At 36.8% G+C, this 21,276-nt stretch carries 21 protein-coding genes; 1 reads left to right on the top strand and 20 read right to left on the bottom strand.

The features are described 5' to 3' along the window. Positions 1–2: 2 nt before the first annotated feature. The 7 genes from plsX to Q8X41_RS17255 all read right to left on the bottom strand — a co-directional run bounded on the left by plsX (position 3) and on the right by Q8X41_RS17255 (position 7,746). Complete coding sequence (gene plsX, locus Q8X41_RS17285; protein WP_397537480.1) at positions 3–1,001, bottom strand: phosphate acyltransferase PlsX; 999 nt, start codon at positions 999–1,001, stop codon at positions 3–5. Next, positions 1,002–1,577, bottom strand: coding sequence for a transcription factor FapR (gene fapR, locus Q8X41_RS17280; protein ID WP_397540297.1), 576 nt, complete (start codon positions 1,575–1,577; stop codon positions 1,002–1,004). Between the two features lie 110 nt (positions 1,578–1,687). Then, entirely contained in the window at positions 1,688–3,733 is a 2,046-nt protein-coding gene (gene recG, locus Q8X41_RS17275; protein WP_397537479.1) for an ATP-dependent DNA helicase RecG, read from the bottom strand. Beyond that, complete coding sequence (sdaAA, locus tag Q8X41_RS17270) at positions 3,726–4,622, bottom strand: L-serine ammonia-lyase, iron-sulfur-dependent, subunit alpha (protein WP_397537478.1); 897 nt, start codon at positions 4,620–4,622, stop codon at positions 3,726–3,728. Before sdaAA ends, recG begins: the two co-directional genes overlap by 8 nt. A 12-nt stretch (positions 4,623–4,634) precedes the next feature. Then, positions 4,635–5,297: an L-serine ammonia-lyase, iron-sulfur-dependent subunit beta gene (gene sdaAB, locus Q8X41_RS17265; RefSeq protein ID WP_397537477.1), complete on the bottom strand. Its 663-nt coding sequence runs from the start codon at positions 5,295–5,297 to the stop codon at positions 4,635–4,637. Between the two features lie 403 nt (positions 5,298–5,700). Next, positions 5,701–7,365 carry a DAK2 domain-containing protein gene (locus Q8X41_RS17260; RefSeq protein WP_397537476.1) on the bottom strand — a complete coding sequence of 555 codons (1,665 nt, stop codon included), beginning with the start codon at positions 7,363–7,365 and terminating at the stop codon, positions 5,701–5,703. 18 nt (positions 7,366–7,383) lie between these two features. Continuing rightward, the gene (locus Q8X41_RS17255) at positions 7,384–7,746 is read right to left on the bottom strand and encodes an Asp23/Gls24 family envelope stress response protein (protein WP_397537475.1); all 363 of its coding nucleotides are present in this window, start codon (positions 7,744–7,746) and stop codon (positions 7,384–7,386) included. Between the two features lie 228 nt (positions 7,747–7,974). Here Q8X41_RS17255 and rpmB point away from each other — a divergent pair, with 228 nt between their 5' ends. Next, entirely contained in the window at positions 7,975–8,163 is a 189-nt protein-coding gene (gene rpmB / locus Q8X41_RS17250; protein ID WP_397537474.1) for a 50S ribosomal protein L28, read from the top strand. 36 nt (positions 8,164–8,199) lie between these two features. On the opposite strand, the gene spoVM is transcribed toward rpmB, so the two are convergent. The 13 genes from spoVM to rpoZ form a co-directional block, all read right to left on the bottom strand. Further along, a complete protein-coding gene (gene spoVM, locus Q8X41_RS17245; protein WP_397537473.1) occupies positions 8,200–8,340 on the bottom strand; it encodes a stage V sporulation protein SpoVM in 141 nt (46 codons plus the stop codon). A 4-nt stretch (positions 8,341–8,344) separates the two neighbouring features. Continuing rightward, on the bottom strand, positions 8,345–9,007 hold the full coding sequence (locus Q8X41_RS17240; protein ID WP_397537472.1) for a thiamine diphosphokinase: 663 nt from the start codon (positions 9,005–9,007) through the stop codon (positions 8,345–8,347). Then, positions 9,004–9,669 (bottom strand): ribulose-phosphate 3-epimerase, encoded by a 666-nt coding sequence (gene rpe, locus Q8X41_RS17235; RefSeq protein ID WP_397537471.1) that lies wholly within the window; start codon positions 9,667–9,669, stop codon positions 9,004–9,006. The genes Q8X41_RS17240 and rpe overlap by 4 nt, the downstream gene beginning before the upstream one ends. Before the next feature lie 2 nt (positions 9,670–9,671). Further along, on the bottom strand, positions 9,672–10,553 hold the full coding sequence (gene rsgA / locus Q8X41_RS17230; RefSeq protein WP_397537470.1) for a ribosome small subunit-dependent GTPase A: 882 nt from the start codon (positions 10,551–10,553) through the stop codon (positions 9,672–9,674). Between the two features lie 11 nt (positions 10,554–10,564). Beyond that, positions 10,565–12,541, bottom strand: coding sequence for a Stk1 family PASTA domain-containing Ser/Thr kinase (gene pknB / locus Q8X41_RS17225; protein ID WP_397537469.1), 1,977 nt, complete (start codon positions 12,539–12,541; stop codon positions 10,565–10,567). Positions 12,542–12,543: 2 nt separating this feature from the next. Further along, positions 12,544–13,293, bottom strand: coding sequence for a Stp1/IreP family PP2C-type Ser/Thr phosphatase (locus tag Q8X41_RS17220; RefSeq protein WP_397537468.1), 750 nt, complete (start codon positions 13,291–13,293; stop codon positions 12,544–12,546). Between the two features lie 14 nt (positions 13,294–13,307). Further along, positions 13,308–14,408: a 23S rRNA (adenine(2503)-C(2))-methyltransferase RlmN gene (gene rlmN / locus Q8X41_RS17215; RefSeq protein WP_397537467.1), complete on the bottom strand. Its 1,101-nt coding sequence runs from the start codon at positions 14,406–14,408 to the stop codon at positions 13,308–13,310. After that, entirely contained in the window at positions 14,408–15,781 is a 1,374-nt protein-coding gene (gene rsmB / locus Q8X41_RS17210) for a 16S rRNA (cytosine(967)-C(5))-methyltransferase RsmB (protein WP_397537466.1), read from the bottom strand. The genes rlmN and rsmB overlap by 1 nt, the downstream gene beginning before the upstream one ends. Continuing rightward, positions 15,778–16,719 carry a methionyl-tRNA formyltransferase gene (gene fmt / locus Q8X41_RS17205; protein ID WP_397537465.1) on the bottom strand — a complete coding sequence of 314 codons (942 nt, stop codon included), beginning with the start codon at positions 16,717–16,719 and terminating at the stop codon, positions 15,778–15,780. Before fmt ends, rsmB begins: the two co-directional genes overlap by 4 nt. Then, entirely contained in the window at positions 16,716–17,219 is a 504-nt protein-coding gene (gene def / locus Q8X41_RS17200; protein ID WP_397537464.1) for a peptide deformylase, read from the bottom strand. The genes fmt and def overlap by 4 nt, the downstream gene beginning before the upstream one ends. 27 nt (positions 17,220–17,246) lie before the next feature. Continuing rightward, positions 17,247–19,655, bottom strand: a complete 2,409-nt coding sequence (priA, locus tag Q8X41_RS17195) for a primosomal protein N' (protein ID WP_397537463.1) — start codon at positions 19,653–19,655, stop codon at positions 17,247–17,249. Between the two features lie 2 nt (positions 19,656–19,657). Next, entirely contained in the window at positions 19,658–20,857 is a 1,200-nt protein-coding gene (coaBC, locus tag Q8X41_RS17190; protein ID WP_397537462.1) for a bifunctional phosphopantothenoylcysteine decarboxylase/phosphopantothenate--cysteine ligase CoaBC, read from the bottom strand. Positions 20,858–21,051: 194 nt separating this feature from the next. Further along, positions 21,052–21,276: a DNA-directed RNA polymerase subunit omega gene (gene rpoZ / locus Q8X41_RS17185; protein ID WP_397537461.1), complete on the bottom strand. Its 225-nt coding sequence runs from the start codon at positions 21,274–21,276 to the stop codon at positions 21,052–21,054.

Here is a 21,276-nt window from a genome sequence, read left to right as displayed (position 1 = left end):
TATTATTGTTCATTTTGCTTATCTTTGCTAATAGTTGCATCAATTGTTGGTATTACATTATGTTCAACCATTTTACGCGCTTGGCGAATTGCACTTGCGAATGCTCTAGCATTTGATGAACCATGCGCTTTAATCACTGGTGCTTTTAAACCAAATAACGCTGCACCACCATATTCAGTGTAATCCATTTTATTTTTTAATTCTTTTAAATTATTTTTCATTAAAAGCGCAGCTACTTTTGATTTCGTAGAAGCCATAAATGCTTCTTTCATCATTTTGAAGACGCTACCTGCTGTACCTTCAATTGTTTTCAATACCATATTACCTGTAAAGCCATCTGTTACGACAACATCCGCAACATGATTTAATAGTTCACGTGCTTCGACATTCCCGATAAAGTTGATTGGTGCATCTTTTAATAATGTGAATGCATGTTTTGTAAGGTCATTTCCTTTTTTATCCTCAGTTCCGATATTTAATAAACCAACTGAAGGGTTTTTAATACCTCGAACTTGTTGTGCATAAATGCTTCCCATTATTGCATATTGTACTAAATTTTCTGGTTTCGCATCGGCATTTGATCCTAGGTCTAACATATCAAAGCCACTACCATCTAAAGTAGGTAATGTTGTTGATAATGCAGGACGATCAATACCTTCAATACGATGGACAATAAATAAACCAGCCGCCATTAGTGCTCCGGTATTCCCTGCTGAAATACAAGCATCTGCTTCACCATTTGTAACAGCCTCTGCCATTTTAACCATAGAAGCATCTTTTTTACGACGTACAGCACGTACAGGTTCATCTGTACCCTCGATTACTTCTAGACAATCAATAACAGTAATATGACTTAAATCTTTTAAATATGGCTGCATTTTTTCTTTTTGACCATATAGTAAAATTTCTAAATCACTTGATGTTTCTAATGCTTGATAAATCCCTTCGATAATGGCTTGTGGGGCATTGTCTCCACCCATACCATCAACTGCTAATTTCATTTAAATTTCACCTTTACCTTTCGTTCGATACATTTCAAATTGCCCTGTAAAAACGGTATTACCCTCAACGGTTGAGGTAACTGTGACAAACGTACGATTACGATCATTGTCTTTACCAGTAACAATCGCTTTTGAAACTACACGGTTTCCTGCTTTCACTGGTTTCAAAAAATGAATATCAGAGTGGACAGTTAAAGCTAATTCATCGTTGATAACGGCAACTGCTAAAGAATTCGCTTGCGCAAACAAGTGATGTCCCCTTGCAATTCGGTTTCGTTGGAAAACATGTTCTTCTCCAACATCAAAGATTGATAAAGCACGTTCATCCAATTCAATATCAATAATTTCACCAATGACTTCATCTATAGGTAAAGTTTTAACTTCATTTTCAAAATTATTTGCGGCAACGTCCTTTATTCGCTCACGTAGTTCTGGAATGGACAATTCCATACGATCAAGCCTTATAGTTTGAACGCTTACATTAAACTTTGTAGCAAGCTGTTCATCCGTGACGAATGGGTTTTGTTGAATCGTTTGCTGCAATAATAGTTGTCGTTCTTTTTTAGAGTACTTCATATTATTCATCGTCGCCCCTTAATATTAGCACTTGGTACTAATATCAGTATATAAATTTAAAAAAGAGAATGCAAGTGTTGTTTTTCTAAGCACTCCTGCATCCTCTTATATTAATCGATTCTTTCCCCATCAAGAGCACCTGATGACTGAAGATTATGTCGCAACACTTTATAATTTTCATCATGCCAAAATGTATCAGACTCGATAAGTTTAACCGCATCCTGTCTAGCCACTTCTAATACTCTATAGTCATGAACAAGATCTGCCATTTTAAATTCTGGTAAGCCACTTTGTTTTTTTCCAAAAAAATCACCAGGTCCGCGAAGTTCTAAATCTTTTTCCGCTAATCGAAAACCGTCATTTGTTTCCGTCATCGAAATCATTCTTTCTTTGCCTTCTTCACTTTTCGGATCTGCGATTAAAACACAATAAGATTGATGTTTTCCCCGTCCTACACGTCCTCGTAATTGATGTAGTTGTGCTAATCCAAAACGTTCAGCATCATAAATAACCATAAATGTTGCATTTGGAACATTTACGCCTACTTCCACTACTGTCGTAGAAACTAATACATCTAGCTTCCCTTCACTAAACGCACGCATCACTTCATCTTTTTCATTCGCAGGTAATCGACCATGCATCAGTCCGACTTTGAACTTCCCTTTAAACAAAGTCGCCAACTGTTGATAAACGTCTACAGCATTTTGTACATCAAGCTTATCTGACTCTTCAATCAATGGACAAATCACGTATGCTTGACGACCAGCGACAAGTTCTTTCCCCATACGAGAAAGCACTTGATTAAATTGTTCATTTTTTACCCAAAGCGTTTCAATTTTTTTTCGTCCTGCTGGCATTTCATCAATGATTGAGACATCCATTTCACCAAAAGCAGTTATTGATAATGTTCGTGGAATTGGCGTAGCAGTCATAAAAAGTACATCTGGACTTTCACCTTTTTCACGCAATATCCGGCGTTGTTCAACGCCGAAACGATGTTGTTCATCAGTAATAACAAACCCTAATTTATGGAACGTTACATCTGGTTGAATCAATGCATGCGTTCCAATCACTACATCTATTTCACCCTTAACCAATCTTTCTACTAATTCTCTTCTCGCTTTTGCTTTTATAGAGCCAGAAAGCAATGCTACTTCTACACCAAAAGGTCTTAGCCATTCATCGAGTGATGCGGCATGTTGTTCTGCCAAAATTTCAGTAGGAGCCATTAAAGCACCTTGAAATCCCGCTGTCACAGCTGAATACAATCCAATTGCCGCAACAACCGTTTTCCCAGACCCAACATCCCCTTGAAGTAATCTATTCATACGATGTGGAATTAATAAGTCCCTTGATATTTCATTAACAACGCGTTTTTGTGCATTCGTTAATTCATATGGCAAAGAAGAGATAAATTCTCGAACCTTTTGTAAATCATAGTGAATGACAATGCCTTGTTCCTCTTCACGCCGTGTTTTCCTTAATGCTTGAATTTTCAATTGAAATTGTAATAATTCCTCATAAACAAATCGACGTCTGGCCTGTTTTGCATGATTAGCATCCTTTGGAAAATGAACACCTTCTAATGCTTCCTGTAAGGTTAACAATTTATAGTCACTTCTTAGATGATTAGGCAACGACTCAGGAAGTGCATCTTTCAACTCATCTAATGCTTGTCGCATAAATTGGCGGAATTTCTTTTGTGTAAGCTTTCCTTTTAAACTATATACTGGCTCGAAATCAGCTTGATCTGTTTTCGGACCAAATGTTACATTACTTCCGTTAATCACTTGACGTCCTCTATCCCATTTACCAGTTACTGTCACTATCGTACCGGGGATAAGTTTATTACGTAAGTATCCTTGGTTAAAAAATACAAGTTTAATAAGATGACGTCCTGCTAGCATTTGGACTTGTAAACGTGATTTGTTTTTACCTAAGTATAGGACTACTGGTTCACTTTCAATTCGGCCTTCCACTGTCACTCTTTCGTTATGTGGCGTTTCCGCTAAATCTTTTAAACGAAAATCTTCATGACGATATGGAAAGGTCCAAATTAAATCATCTAGCGTTTCAACGCCCATCGTGCTCATCGTTTCAGCAGATGATTTTCCAACTCCCTTTAAATCAGTTACTTTCTGCAATAAATCAGTCACGCTGCAACACAGCCCCGCCGAAGATTTTCGCTTCAAGTGCCTTTCCTGTTGGTGTTGCCGCTAAGCCACCTTGTGCAGTTTCTTTTAATGCTACTGGCATCGTTTGTCCGATGCGGAACATAGCACCGATTACTTCATCAGTTGGTATACGGCTTGTAACACCCGCTAATGCCATGTCTGCAGCAACCATTGCATTTGCAGCTCCCATCGCATTACGTTTCACACAGGGCACTTCTACCAATCCTGCTACTGGGTCACACACGAGTCCCAGCATATTTTTTAAAGAAATGGCAAAGGCATGTGAGCATTGTGCTGGTGTACCACCAGCCATTTCTACAATTGAAGCGGCAGCCATAGCAGCAGCAGAGCCTACCTCTGCCTGGCAACCACCAGCTGCTCCTGAAATTGATGCATTATTTGCTACTACAAAACCAAATGCTCCAGCCGTAAATAAGTAACGAATCATTTGTTCTTTTGTTGGATTCAATTTATTTTTGACTGCAAAAAGCGTACCGGGCACAACACCTGCAGAACCTGCTGTAGGTGTTGCGCAAATTGTGCCCATAGCAGCATTTACTTCGTTTGTTGCAACAGCCTTACTTACAGCATCTAACAAAAAGTCACCGGATAAACCTTTACCTGATTGAATATATTTTTGTAGTAAAACTGCATCTCCACCAGTTAAACCTGTAACGGAGTGTACACCTTTTAAACCTCGTTCTACAGCTTCTTCCATCACTTTAAGGTTACGAGACATTTGTTCCATAATTTCTTCTCGGCTGCGTTCTGACATTAATATTTCTTGTTCTATCATAATTTCAGAGATTAGTTTATTTTCTCGTTCAGCACGTTCTACCAATTCTCTCACATTACGAAACAATACTTCCATCTGCTATACCTCCTAGTTTTTAATACGAGTTACCTTCGTAATATTAGGTAGAAGTTCTATTTCTTCTAAAATTGAATGGTCGATGTTTTGATCAACCTCTATTACCATCAACGCCATATTACCCCGTTCTTTACGCGAAACTTCCATATGACCAATATTAATATTATGCTTAGCAAGACTATTTGCTACATTTGCTATACAACCTGCTCGATCATCGTGAACAACTAAAATAGCTGGCATACCACCTGATAATCGAAGTGGGAATCCATTTAGTTCTGTAATTTCAATCGAGCCTCCACCAATTGAAATACCAACCATCGACATTTCCATGTCATCATCACCAATTACAATCCTTGCTGTATTCGGATGATCTGTATGATCCGTTTCAGTAATAAATTCATATGTTAAGCCTGCATCTGCGGCATTTTTAAAAGCAGTTTTAATTCTTTCATCAAAAGTATCATAATCGAGTAGTCCTCCGATTATAGCTACATCAGTTCCATGACCTCTATACGTTTCAGCAAAAGAGCCATATAAGTGAATTTTAGCCCATTTAGGTTGTCTTCCAAATAAATCTCTAGCAACACGACCAATTCGAGCAGCACCAGCAGTATGGGACGAAGAAGGTCCAATCATAACAGGACCGATAATATCAAAGACGGATGTAAATTTCATAATTTCTCCCCACATTTTCAATTTATTTTTCAATGCTAATATTACACGAATACTTTCGTATTACCAAACGTTTTAGATCTATCTAGTTTTCCGCTTTGTGGGTTTGAACGAGCATCCTCTAATTCAAACATAGACTAAGTTAATGGCTACTGTTGATTTTATTATCCAAAGCACTAGCATGCTGAGCTTCAAAAACCTCATGATCCACTACTTTGTCTCACTCGGTCATTGCTCAGGTAGCAACGATTCGTTGCAAAACAAAGCTTTTTTGCACTTTGTGAAAGCCACGCGGGCAAAATAACTAATCTTTTCGACTATCAACGAGCCTATTTAACTGCACCTAAATATTAAAAACGGCCAAGAAAAATGTCTCTCGGCCGTTTTTAGTAAAATATTTTGGGTTTTATTCTACAGAAATGATGTAAGGATATAATGGTTGTTTACCATTATGAACTTCAACTTCAACTTCTGGATATTGCTCTTCGATAAATTCAATATATTCATCCACTGTTTCTTTTTCTACATCTTGACCATAAAGAACAGTAACAATTTCTGAATCTTCATCAATCATGTCACTAACAAGTAATTCAGAAGCTACTTTTAATGAAGGAGTTGCTTGAATAATACTACCATCTTTAATAGCCATGAAATCATCTTTATGAATTTCTACCCCATCGATTGAAGTGTCACGTACTGCAAATGTAATTTGCCCTGATTTCACATTGGCAAATGCATCTGTCATATGTTTTTTGTTTTCTTCAACTGAAAGTTCAGGATTGAATGCAAGAATTGCAGACAAACCTTGTGGAATCGATTTAGTTGGCACGACAGCTGCATCAATATCTAATAATTCAGCGGCTTGTTCAGCAGCCATTACAATGTTTTTGTTATTTGGTAAAATTAATACCTTTTCGGCTCCTACTTCCTTAATTGCATTAACGATATCTTCAGTTGAAGGATTCATTGTTTGACCGCCTTCGATAACGTATGAAGCGCCAACACTTTCAAGTAATTTCGCAACACCTTCACCCATTGCAACTGTGACGATTGCATATGGTTGCTTTTCCACTTCTTTTTTTGCAGTGTTTTTAAAGTCTTCTTTATGATGTTCTTCTCCAACAATCGCAGTGTGTTGAAGACGCATATTATCTACTTTTACTTTTACTAAGCTTCCATATTGGTGACCATAAGAAATAACTGCTCCTGGTGTTTCAGAGTGAACGTGAATTTTTACAACTTCATCATCGGAAATGACAAGTAATGAATCACCGAATCGACTCATATCTTCTCGGAACTCAGCTTCGTCAAATGGCTTTTTACCTTCTTCAAAACGGACCATGAATTCTGTGCAATATCCGAAAACGATTTCAGAAGTATCCATAAAGTCTTGAACTTTATGGTGTTCTGCGTTAACTAAGTCTTCAATTGATTCTACTTTTGTAGCAGTTGGAATTTCTTCACCTTTTAATGCTGCAGTAAAACCTTCATATACAAATACTAAACCTTGACCACCACTATCAACGACGCCAACTTCTTTTAATACTGGAAGTAAGTCTGGGGTTTTAGCAAGCGCTTCTTTTGCAGCAGCTAATAATTCTTCCATAACTACAACAATATCTTGCTCTGTTTTTGCAACTTCTACTGCCTTTTCAGCAGCAACTCGTGCAACTGTAAGAATTGTACCTTCAACAGGCTTCATAACCGCTTTATAGGCTGTTTCCACACCATATTGTAATGCTTGTGCAAATTTAACCGCATCTAATTCATTTTCTTTTTCGACAGCTTTACCGAATCCTCGGAATAATTGAGATAAGATAACGCCTGAGTTACCACGAGCTCCCATCAATAAACCTTTTGATAACGCTTGAGCTGTTTTACCGATACTTTCGCCCTTATTAGCAACAGTTTCTTTTGCACCTGATGTCATCGATAAATTCATATTCGTACCTGTATCACCATCTGGTACAGGGAATACGTTTAACGAATCGACATATTCTGCATTTTGAGATAAATGGCTTGATCCAGCTTGCACCATTTCCGCGAATTTAATCCCGTCTAACGACTTCATTTGAATGAGTTCCTCCTCTTACACGTTCGCTACGCGAACACCTTGCACATAGATATTAACTGAATCGACAGCCATGCCTAGTGTTTTATCTAGTGTATATTTTACTTTTGATTGGACTTGATAAGCTACTTCTGAAATTTTAGTACCGTAACTAATCATGACATACATATCGATATGTAAACCTTCGCCTTCTTGACGTACGATTACCCCTTTTGCAAAATTTTCTTTGCGGAGTATATCTGTTAAACCGTCACGAATTTGATGCTTACTAGCCATACCGACAATACCGTAACATTCGATTGCTGCTCCACCTGCAATTTGTGCAACAACATCATTAGAGATATCAATACGACCGAATTCGTTTTTCAATTCTACTGACATAAGAATGCCCCCTGATTTTCTTTTGACTATCTCCTATTGTACTATACAAATTTTGATTATAAAAGAAAACCTATCATTTCGTCTAGTTATAGTCTGTAAAGGTTTTTTTCTTGAAAGTCTTTCAAAATCAGTTGCAATGACGAAAAGTGTGTGTTAAATTATTAAAGTATGTGAAATACCGAAGTGAAATCATGAATCTTTCAACTTCTTTATGAGGAGGGAATTAATATGCCAAAACAATGTGTCATTACTGGACGTAAAGCTGTGTCTGGTAACAACCGTTCTCACGCAATGAATGCTAACAAACGTACTTGGGGTGCTAACCTTCAAAAAGTTCGTATCTTAGTAAACGGCAAACCTAAACGTGTATGGGTTTCTGCTCGTGCATTAAAATCAGGTAAAGTTGAACGCGTTTAATTTGTTCATCTAAATAAAACGACAGGCTGACTATTGTCAACCTGTCGTTTTTTCTTTTCCCTTTTTCTTTTTTGCAGTTGCATTCTTTGGATCTGCAGGATCATTTGTAACCATTTGTAAACAAAAACGAGCAAAGCTACTAACTACTTTTGGTAATTGAAATGTGTATACTTTCACCTGGTCACTCCTTATCATCGATACTTCTTATCATTAAACATATGCCATTAGAAAATGAAATAGACGCATATTCACCTATTATTTCATTACTAGCAAAACGAGTAGTCCCTATATCGATTATTTCATCTGTTGTTTCATATTTCACATTTCGTAATGTTACATTTTTCACTGCATCACCAAATGCAAAAAAGGATAAATATTTGAAATAACGTTCTGATACTATTCTATGTTGTCCCGGCCATAAAAATTGCAAACAATTCAAATTATTTATCATTTTTATTTCAATAGATGGATGCATTTTTTGTACACGATATAAAATGTGTAAATTAGCCTCGTAATGATCAAGCCTACCACCAGTAACACCCGTTAAAATAATTTCAGTAGGTTCATAATCTAAAGCTTTTAAAATCGCTAATTCTGTATCTGTTTCGTCCTTTTCTGGAATATGGCGTTCAATTTTAGGTACGCGCTCTTGTACCAATTGCCATTCTTCATTCGTGAGTGAATCGAAATCACCGACAGCTAAATCTGGTGTAATTCCTCTGTTCAATAAGTACATTGTGCCGTGATCTGCACCGATAAATTTAGCATCATCGAAAGAAAGGAGGAAATCGCTTGAAACGACTTCCTCCTCTGGACCTCCTGCACAAACAACAACGACTGTCATCGAATTGCTTGTTCTCCAGCCGTTAGAATTCTTTGTAATGCCTCTTTGCGATTTTCTTTACCATAAATAGCAGATCCCGCTACAAAGATTGTAGCACCTGCTTGAGCACATGGTACGATAGTTTCTGTATTGATGCCACCATCAATTTCTATTTCAACATTTAAGTTTTTTTCTTTAATTAATGCCGAAAGTTCTGCAATTTTTGGTACAACAGAATGAATGAACTTTTGACCGCCAAAACCAGGATTCACTGTCATTAATAATACTAGATCAACATCTTCTAAAATATGTTTAATCGATTCAATTGGTGTATGTGGATTTAATACTACTCCCGGTTTTACACCAAAAGAACGTATAAGTTGAATTGTTCGATGTAAATGACGACAAGCTTCAACATGTACTGTGATGTAGTTAGCACCTGCTTTTGCAAAATCTTCAATATATTGATCTGGATTTTCAATCATTAAATGGACATCTAAAGGTAGTGTTGTTTCAGGACGTAATGCTTCTACAACAATTGGTCCCATGGTTATATTTGGTACGAAATGGCCATCCATTACATCTATATGAATTAACTTCGCGCCTGCTTCTTCTACTTCTTTTACTTCAGTTGCTAATTTTGAAAAGTTAGCAGCTAAAATAGATGGTGCAATTTGAATCATAATTAGTACCTCGGCTTTCTATCAGTGATTTCTTGTAAGAATTGCAAATAATGCTCATAGCGATATTGTTCCACTGTTCTATCTTCTACAGCCAGTTTTACTGCACATTTTGGTTCTTTAAGATGCAAACATCCTCGGAATTTACATCCTTCTGATAAGGAGAACAATTCTGGGAAACATTGTGTCAGTTCTTCCTTTTCTATCGTATCAAAATCAAATGAGCTAAATCCAGGGGTATCCGCTATTAGCCCACCTGCTAATTCAATAAGTTCCACATGGCGGGTTGTATGCTTTCCACGTCCAAGTGCCTCAGAAATAATGCCCGTTTTTAATGCTAATGATGGCATTATTGTATTAAGTAAAGAAGATTTCCCAACACCAGATTGCCCTGCTAAAACGGTTGTTTTCCCTTTCAATAGAGGTGCCATTTTCTCCAGTAGATTAGGATCTTCTTTATACGTTTCAATCATTGTATAACCAATTGCTTCGTATTCGGCTCTGTACTTTGCAATTTTTTGCTTTTCTTCATCGTTTAGCAAATCTGTTTTTGTCAAACAAATAATTGGATGCACTTGAAATGATTCCAAAACCACTAAAAAACGATCAAGTAAAATCGTATTAAAAGCTGGCTCTTTTGTTGAAAATACAAGAATTGCTTGATCGATATTTGCTACTGGTGGGCGCACAAGCTCATTTTGGCGTTCTAAAATGTTTGTAATTATCCCATCATTATTTCCCTCTACTTCGTATTCTACATAATCTCCTACAAGAGGTGTAATACCTTTATTACGAAAGACGCCACGACCACGACATTGAATGAAGTGCTCACCGTCTTGGACATAATAAAAGCCACTTAATGCCTTACGAATTTGGCCTTTTGCCATGCCCTTCCTCCTCATTTTAAATCGTCATAAGATATTGTTTCATCAATAATAATTTTATCGTCTCGAACAACTCGGTAAATAGCCTTCTGTCCTTTTTCTATTTCAAATTGCAATCGTTTTTCCTGTGTTGAATACAATTGGAATTCTTGTTCAATATCAGCAATTGAATGTGTACGGTCTTGAATATAAATACGAACTTGTTGCGGTTCACCATCTACTTCTGGTTCATATGGAATTTTAATTGATTTTACATAAGTTTTAACTGGTTTTTCCTGTACACCTTTAGATAAGACAACTTCAATTGTACTCCCAACATTCACTGTTGCACCAGCTTTTGGAGATTGAGAAATGACTTGTCCTTTCGGAACTGTATCAGAATATTTTTCACTACTAATTCGGATATTAAACCCTGAAGTTTTTGCATACGTATGTAACGCATTCTCATTATAACCAAGTAAATTTACGACAGTTGCTTGCTCGACACCTTTACTCACAGTAAACGTAATTGTCGTATCTTTTGGTATAACTTTTTCTCCCTCTTCAGGCGATTGTTTAATAATTGTTCCTTCATTTTTTTCAGAAAAAGTCTCATCTATTTTGATATCTTTAAAACCTTGTTTTGTGAGAAGTTCTTTGACTTGATCAATACTTTGACCTATATAATTTGAAATATCCACCTTTTTCGGACCATCACTAACTATAAGATCTATCTCCGTCCCTTTTTTCCGCTCTCTTCCGGGATCAGGTGTTGTCGCAATAACATGATTTTCTTTTACATCATCTGACTCTTGTTTTGTTTGGTTACCTATGACAAATCCTGCATTTTCTAATGTACTAATTGCCTTTTCTACCTTTTGATTTGTTACATCAGGTACAACCAATTTCTTTTCATCAAATAAATCTGGGAATAAAAATAAAACAATTAAAAAAATGAATAATAAGCTCAAGAGGATTCCAACAAAAATAAGTGCTTTATTTTTCTTTTTGCCTTTTTTCTTGTCGTTTTTCTTGTCGTTCTTCTCCTCATTTTGCTCTTTATCCCTTATAGGCATTGCTTTCGTTTTCTGTAAATCCTGTTCATGTTCAACTTCTTGTTCTTTTATAACTGGTATGAGCTTTGTTACATCATCGTCAATCGGTGGTCGGAATTTTGATTCATGACTTCGTTGTTCGGACAATACAGTCTCTAAGTCCTCAGACATCTCCTCCACTGATCGATAGCGATGATCTGGATCTTTTGCTGTAGCTTTTAATACAACATTTTCTAAGCTTTGTGGAATAGCTGGAACGATTGCACGAACTGATGGCGTTTCTGATTGCAAATGCTTTAATGCGATGGCAACTGCTGATTCTCCTGAAAATGGTAGCTCACCTGTCAACAATTCATATAGCACAATTCCTAATGAATAAATATCCGATTTTTTTGTAGCTGTACCACCACGAGCCTGTTCTGGTGATAAATAATGCACTGTACCTAACACCGAATTGGTACGTGTAAAGGAAGTGTCTTCCAATGCCATAGCAATACCAAAATCAGTAATTTTCACATTTTCTTCTTCGTCCATTAAAATATTCTGTGGTTTAATATCTCTATGAATAATTTGATTTTGATGAGCATGGGCAATTGCAGAAGTCAATTGTTTCATGATATTCACGCATTTTGTAGGTGCTAGTGGGGCATAATTTTGTATGTATTGTTTTAACGTTTGCCCTTTTACGTATTCCATGACTAAATAATGCATATCACCATCTTCACCAACATCATAAATACTGACAATATTCGGATGTGTAAGGCTAGTGGCTGACAAAGCTTCTCGCTGAAAACGACGATGCATCTCTTGTGCATTTGAAAAATTATAATGTAAAATTTTTATCGCTACATCACGATCTAAAATCATATCATGAGCTAAGTAGACATTAGACATACCACCGCCACCAATGACGTCGAGAATTTTATAGCGTCCACTGATTCTTTTTCCAACGAGCATTCTTACACCTCCTCAGAATCTTTTGATAATAGGATGAGAGTAATATTATCTTCTCCACCATGATCATTTGCTAATTGCACAAGTTGATTGCCTTTTTCTTCTATAGTCGATTCCTGCATTATAATATTGTGCATTTCTTTTATTGAGATTTTATTGCTTAATCCATCCGTACAAATTAACATAAAGGAACCATCTACTAATTCAACTTTATAGCTATCAGGTTCAATAGTAGATTCTGTTCCTAAGGATTTAATAATATAGTTTTTCTTCGGATGACTTGCAGCTTCTTCCTCACTAATTTCACCATTATCTACGAGAATATTGACATACGAGTGGTCTCTTGTGACTAAACGAATTTCTTCGTGGGTAACAAAATACACACGACTATCACCTACATGGCAAATGGTTGCATTATTTCCATCAAAAAGAACTGCAATAAGCGTTGTACCCATGCCTTGGCAATCCTCATGCGTCAATGAGTAATGATAAAGCGTTTTGTTGAGTTCTTTTACTGTTTCAATTAACCATTCTTTGATCGATTCATTAGACGTAAAATGGGCAGCATCAGCTTGCAAAAATAACTCTTCAAAATGTGTAACGGCCATTCGACTTGCAACATCCCCCGCATTATGACCACCCATACCATCTGCTACTATAGCCAGCTGGTATGAATCGTCATGGGAGATAAAAGTTGCCGAATCTTCATTTACTGCTCTTTTCTTTCCAATATCACTTACAACTGTATATCTCACAACGTATCACCTCATTAGTGGGTTGTCTCTTCTTTTCTCTCCTTCGCACGTAATTGACCACAAGCTGCATCAATATCAGAGCCGTGCTCACGACGAATTGTAGCGTTGACACCATGTTTTTTTAATGTTTTCTCGAAATCGAAAATCTTATTTCTTGGTGTACGAACATAGTCACGTTCTGGTACATAGTTTACTGGTATTAAATTGACGTGGCATTTAATACCTTTTACAAGATGTGCTAATTCTTCTGCATGTGCAACAGAGTCATTTACACCTCCAAATAAACCATATTCAAAGCTAATACGACGGCCAGTCTTTTCAGTATAATACTTTACAGCTTCTATTAATTCTGGTAATTTGTACGCTTTTGCAATAGGCATTAATTGTTGACGTAATTCTTGATTTGGTGCGTGTAATGATAATGCAAAATTAATTTGCAATTGTTCATCTGCGAATTTGTAAATTTGTGGGATAATACCACTTGTTGAGACGGTAATATGGCGAGCACCAATGTTTAACCCTTTTTCATGGTTAATCACTTTTAGGAATCGCATCATAGAATCGTAGTTATCAAATGGTTCACCAATCCCCATAATAACAACTGAGCTTACGCGTTGCTCTTTTTCATCTAAAGCTTGTTGAACTTTCACAACTTGTTCAACGATTTCACCTGGTAAAAGATGACGTTTTAAACCACCTAATGTAGATGCACAGAAAGTACATCCAATCCGACAACCTACTTGAGTCGTTACACATACAGAATTACCATAATCATGAGCCATTAATACAGTTTCGATTGAATATCCATCTTGTAATTGGAATAAAAACTTGATGGTACCATCTTTTGACTCTTGTTTAACTAAAGTATTTAGTGTGCTGAATGCAAATTCTTGTTGTAATTTATCACGCAATCCTTTTGAAAGGTTTAACATTTCATCAAAGCTTGTGACGCGTTTTATATATAACCAATCAAAAATTTGAGCTGCTCTAAATGGTTTTTCACCATGTTCTTTTAGCCAATTTTGTAATTGATCAGGTAAAAGTGAATAAATTGATTCACGGAGCTGGGGTTTTTCTTTTTTTACTCTTGCTGGGGTTTTTATTTCTTGATCCATTAGTTTTTGGATCCTCCTTTTTTTCTGAAAGCAGCAACAAAAAAGCCGTCGCTACCAAAATCGTGTGGAAAGACTTGCATCATGCCTTCTGTTTTTAGTGCTTGTAATGATTCCGGTACTTCTTCTACTTTGGATAATTCCATATCAGGATGAGCTTGTAAAAAGGCTTCAACAGTACCGTTGTTCTCCATTTTATCAATTGTACATGTACTGTAAACCATTTTGCCTTCATTTTTTAATAAAGTATATGCAGAATTTAATAATTGAAGCTGAATTTTTTGAAGTGTTTCAAAATCCTCTTCTTTTTTTGTGTATTTAATATCCGGCTTACGTCGAATAACACCAAGTCCACTACAAGGTGCATCTACCAAAATTCGATCAAACGATTCAGCATCAAATATTGAAGTTGCTTTTCTTCCATCTAAAACTTGAGGATGAATAATTGATAAACCTAGACGATCAGCATTTTGCTGAATTAGTTTAATCTTATGTGGATGTAAATCAGTTGCAATTAGTTCCCCTTCGTTATTCATCTTTTCGGCAATATGTGTTGTTTTGCCTCCTGGTGCCGCGCACATATCCAATACTCTCATACCAGGTTTAACTTCTAATGCATATGCCGGTAACATAGAGCTCTCATCTTGAATTGTAATTAGCCCCTCTTTAAAAGCTGTAGAACGAGCCACTTGTCCTTCAAGGATGTGCAAGCATTCCGGCATCACTGTACTTCGTTTTACTGAAAATTTCTCATCCCATAAACTTCGAAGGGCTTCGTCTACAGTTGCTTTCGCTGTATTTACACGAACTGTTTGCAATGGTGGTAGATTGTTTTCATATAACATATCTGTCGTTTTTTCCAATCCAAAGCCATCGATATAACGACGGACAAGCCATTCTGGGTGACTTGTTTCGATTGCTAAACGTGTTGCACTACTCTCAATTTCTGTTGTTTCTCGAATTCCGTCACGTAAAACGGAACGTAATATACCGTTTACAGTTGCACTAACTCCTCGATGGCGAGCACGGTGTTTTGCGATTTCAACGGCTTCATTTACAGCTGCATGGTCAGGAATCTTCGTTAAGAAAACAATTTGATATAAAGACAAACGTAATAACCATCGAACCCAATCTTCTATTTTCCCACGTACATAGGGCTCTAAATAGTAATCAAGCGTCATTTTATATTGCAATGTACCATACGTGATTTCTGTTAGTAAGCCACGGTCTTTTGCATCAATTTTATATTTTTCAATGGTTTGATGTAACAATAAATTGCTATAAGCTTGTTGTTTATCAACAGCAAGCAGAATCGAAAGTGCTGCATCACGGACATTTCCATTCCAAATTGGTGCTACATTTTTATTTTTACTCATTCAAAATGGTCCCCAATCTGTAATTTAGAACCTACACCATTTAAGTAATTGACAGCTTCCATCCGTTTTTTACCTGCTGGTTGTAAATCTAGAATATCAATTGCTTGTCCTTCACCAGTTGCAACTGTGAAGAATTTTTTTGAAATCCCAATAACTGTTCCAGGCTTTTCGTTATGTGTAGTATTAGATTTTCTAGCCCACCAAATTTTGACGTTTTGGTCATCAAGTGTTGTATATGCGATTGGCCATGGATGTAAGCCACGAATTTGATTGTAAATATCTGTATTATTTTCTGTCCAATCAATGCGTTCTTGTTCACGTGAAATATTATGAGCAAAAGAAACCTTTGCCACATCTTGTGGAATACGTTGATTTGTACCATCAATAATAGAAGGTAATGTAACTTTTAATAAATCGCGGCCAACGATGCTTAATTTATCAAATAATAGGCCTGTATAGTCCTCTTCTTCAATTGATAGTGGTTGTTGAGCGATTATATCACCTGCATCTAACTTTTCAGCCATATACATGATTGTTACGCCAGTTTCTTTTTGACCATCGATTACTGCTTGATGGATAGGAGCTCCACCACGATATGAAGGTAGTAATGAGGCATGAACATTAATACAACCAAGTCTTGGTGCATCAAGAAGTTCCTTAGGTAAAATCTGACCAAATGCCGCTGTTACGATTAAGTCAGGATTAAGGGAAATAATTTGCTGCAATTCCTCAGAACCTCTTAAACGTTCCGGTTGGATTACTTGTAAGCCCAGTTCCATTGCAGCTGCTTTCACAGGAGGCGGTGTTAAAACATGTTTACGACCAACTGGACGATCTGGTTGGGTAACAACAGCTTTAATATTATAGCCTTCCTCATTTAACATTTTTAAGACGGGTACAGAGAAATCGGGGGTTCCCATGAAAACAATCGAAATCATTGTTCTTCATCCTCCTCAGCATACATTTCTTCTATTTCTTCAAGAGTGTAGATTTTTGTGATTTTTTTATCAAATAAAATGCCCTGTAGATGATCTACTTCATGTTGAATAACACGTGCATCATAATCATAAGCTTCTAGTTCATATAATTCGCCATTACGATCCTGGGCTTGTACTTTCACATATAACGGACGCTCAACATCTCCATATAAATCTGGAAAACTTAAGCATCCTTCTATATCCACTCCTGTATCGGCAGAAATTTCAACAATAACAGGATTAACTAGTTCTAAGACTTCACGTTCTTCTCCCAGTTCTACTACTGCAGCTTGAATGCTTTTATTTACTTGCGGGGCCGCAATACCAACACCTTCATTTTCAAGCATTGTTTCATACATATCATCTAGTAATTGTGCTAATTCAGCGTCAAAACTAGTGACTTCAGCTCCCTTTGTTTCTAATACTTTAGCAGGGTTTTTTACAATTTCTAATAATGCCATTTTGGACCTCTTTCCTAGACGTACGAATTAGATGGATGAAGGGTCTAAATCAACGGTTAGTTGAATACCTTTTTTAATCCATTCCGTACGATACATCCGAATAAGTTGTTGTAATGTTTCCGTTAAATTCGGTTCTTTTTTATATTTTATCAAACATTGATAACGATATCGATTTTGGACTCGACTAATGGAAGCTGCAGTAGGTCCGATTAAACCAACTTGTGGAGATAATTTAAGTTTTAACCAATCCATTGCTTTTCCAGCATACTCAGCTGCCATCATAACATCTTCATGTGATATTTGAATAAGGACAACATAGTAATATGGCGGGTAAGCAAATTTATGTCGCATCGCCATCTCTTGCTCATAGAATGGTTCATAATGCTGTTCTTTTGATAATTGAATCGCATAGTGTTCAGGCGTATAGGTTTGGATAATTACTTCACCCGGTAGATCATGGCGACCAGCACGGCCACTTACTTGTGTTAACAATTGAAAGGTTCGTTCTGCTGCACGGAAATCAGGAAGATTCAATGAAGTATCTGCACTTAATACGCCTACTAATGTGATTTTGGGAAAATCAAGTCCCTTGGCAATCATTTGAGTGCCTAGTAAAATATCTGCTTTTCCTGAACCAAAATCATCCAGTATACGTTCATGGGCACCCTTTTGTCTTGTTGTATCGACATCCATTCGTAAGACTCTTGCTTCCGGAAAGACTTTATGAATCTCTGCTTCAATTTTTTGCGTGCCCGTACCAAAAAATCGGATATATTCACTATGGCATTCAGGACATTCTGTTGGAACATGTTCTTCATAGCCACAATAGTGACATTTTAACATTTCCGTAGAACGATGATAGGTCATAGAGATATCACAATTTTTACATTGTACAACCGTTCCACAATCACGGCATAAAACAAAAGATGAATAGCCTCGGCGGTTTAAAAATAGAACCATTTGTTCTTTTCTCTCAAGCCTTGCTTGGATTGCATCAGCTAATGCTGTAGAAAACATGGACCGATTCCCACTATGAAGTTCTTCACGCATATCTACAACTTGAACAGCGGGTAATGATTGTTGTTTAGCTCTTTTGGATAACGTTAATAAAGCAAATACGTTTTTCTTTGCCCGTGCAAAAGATTCTAGAGAAGGTGTTGCACTACCTAAAATAACCGGGCAATGATGGAACTGACTACGCCAAATTGCTACATCTCTAGCATGATAGCGTGGTGTATCTTCTTGCTTATAAGTTGATTCATGTTCCTCATCTAAAATAATAAGTCCTAAATTCTTAAAAGGAGCAAAAATAGCGGATCTAGCCCCAACTGCTACTTTTACTTCACCACGGCCAATCTTTCTCCATTCATCATACTTTTCACCTTTCGATAATCCACTATGCATAACCGCCACTAAATCACCAAATCTCGCTCGGAAGCGTTCGGTCATTTGAGGGGTTAATGAAATCTCAGGTACTAAAACAATAGCCTCTTGTCCATTTTCAATTGCTTCTTGAATAGCTTGTAAATAAACTTCTGTTTTGCCACTTCCTGTTACACCATGTAATAAGAAAGTTGTTGCTTGCTTCGCTTTCATCGATTTTAAAATTTGTTTAAGCGCTGTATCTTGCTCGTCTGTTAAAGCAAGTGCTATAGACTTTTTTGCATCTTTTGCAAAAGGATCACGATATACTTCCTCTTGAAAATATTGTGCAGCTCCCTTTTCTACAACCGCATTTAATACAGCTAATGTAATGTCTAGTGTCTCACAAAGCTCTTGTGGGATGAATTCATCTCCGGCGTGTTCGACCATCCATTCTGCTACTTGTACTTGTTTTTTTGCACGTGCGGATATAGATGTAGCAATTTCTTGCAATTTAAAAACATCATCTATTACTTTCACCTTGCGAACAGCTTTTACTTGCCCTTGTTGTTTGACAATTGTTTTTTGCTCTACGAAACCTTGCTTCATACAATATTTAAGCGGCCGTAATAAATTAGCCGCTTCAACTTTTTTATATGGAATCATTTCTTTTTGACCAAACAAAGCCTGTAGCTCAGCAGGTAAATTAGAAAGCTCTGTCGTTAGCTTAATCGATTTCTCATATTTTGCCCGTAAAGCTGATGGTAACATAACTTGTAGTGCATCAATTTCATAGCATAAAGTATGAACTGTCATCCATTCGGCAAGCTCTAGCATTTCTTCTGTTAATACAGGTTCGATGTCTAATACTTGAGCAATTGGTTTAATCTTATCAAGTGGTACATCTGTTTGTTCTTTTAATGCAGTGATAAAACCAAGGACGTTTCTTGGACCAAATGGAACTTTAACACGACAGCCTACTTCTACTAATTCTTGCAACTCCTTAGGAACTGTATAATCAAAAGGTCTGTCCACTGGATAAGCAGAGACATCGACAATGATTTTTGCAATCATTTCTACATACCTTCTCTTTTTAAGATGGTAGTGAATAGTTCAAAAGCAAGTTCCTCTTTTGGAAGGTGGACAAAGGCTTGCTGGAAGTCTTCTTTACCTACTAATGTCACTGTATTTGTATCAGTACCAAAACCACTATCTGATTTAGAAACATCATTAGCAACAATATAATCTGCATTCTTTTTGTCTAGTTTTCCCTTAGCATAATTTAATACATCATTTGTTTCTGCTGCAAAACCAATTAATAATTGACGTTTTTTACGTTCACCTAAAGTAAGCAGAATATCTTTTGTACGTTCAAGCTCAATACTTGAATCTCCAGCTTGCTTTTTCATTTTTTGAGAAAACTGATTTTTTGGTCGATAGTCTGCTACTGCTGCCGTTTTTACCACGATATCTGCATCGTCGTATTCTTTTAAAATAGCCTGTAACATATCTTCGGCACTTTCCACTGGAATTACTTTTACCCCTACAGGCGGAGTCAACGACACTGGACCTGAAACAAGAATTGTTTCTGCACCAAGCTTTTGTGCAGCAGTTGCCATTGCATATCCCATTTTCCCAGAAGAAAAGTTTGTTAAATAACGTACTGGATCAATTCTTTCTCTCGTTGGTCCAGCAGAAATAACCACTTTCTTCCCTCGAAGTGGTAAATACTTAGGTTCAAAAAACGCTTCTACTAAAGAAACTATTTTCTCAGGTTCTTCTAAACGACCTTTACCTACATAGCCACATGCCAAAAATCCTTCTTCCGGCTCGATAAATTCATAGCCATCTGAAGTAAGTCGTGCAATATTTCGTTTAACCGCTGGATGTTCATACATATGAACATTCATAGCTGGGGCAATCCAAACTTTAGATGTTGTAGCAAGTAAGGTTGTTGTTACCATATCATCAGCTATACCATTGGCAAGTTTTCCTATTATGTTAGCTGTAGCAGGAGCTACGATTACAAGATCTGCCCAATCCGCTAAATCAATATGTGCAATAACTGCGGAATCCTTTTCATCAAAAGTATCTGTATATACATCATGTTTAGACATGACTTGAAAACTTAAAGGGGTAACAAAACGGGTTGCAGATTCTGTCATCATTACTTTCACATGTGCACCTGCTTGTGTAAGCTTACTAACAAGTAGCACTGCCTTATAAACTGCGATACCGCCTGATACACAAAGTAAAATGTTCTTATTTGCAATCATGTTTTTCTTCCTCTCGAAACAACATAAGCCCCCAAAGAAAGGAACTTCTCTGGGAGCTTCTGCGTCGTTAGTAAATCAATTACGCTTCTGCGTAATTGCGCCCAGATTTTAATCGAATTTGCTCGATTAATTCCTCTTAAAAATCTGTGGCTTTAATCTAATTCAACGGGAGCACTTACGCCCTCTGAATTAGATTAAACTTCATCTTCGTAAACTTTTGTTTCGTCTTGTTCTTCTTTTGTAAGAACGCCAGCAGCTACTTCTTCAAGTGCTTTCCCTACATTTTTATCAGAAACATATGAAGATAAATGTTCTGGACTACCTTCTTGCATAGCACGTGCTCTTTTAGAAGCAAGGCTCACAAGTGAATATTTTGAATCAATTTTAGTTTTTAATACGTCAACAGATGGATATAACAT

Origin of the sequence: Rummeliibacillus pycnus (assembly GCF_044359855.1) — a bacterium.
Taxonomy (GTDB): Bacteria; Bacillota; Bacilli; order Bacillales_A; family Planococcaceae; genus Rummeliibacillus; species Rummeliibacillus pycnus_A.
Note: the sequence above shows the minus strand (reverse complement) of the source record. Positions and strands in the feature narration are given on the sequence as shown.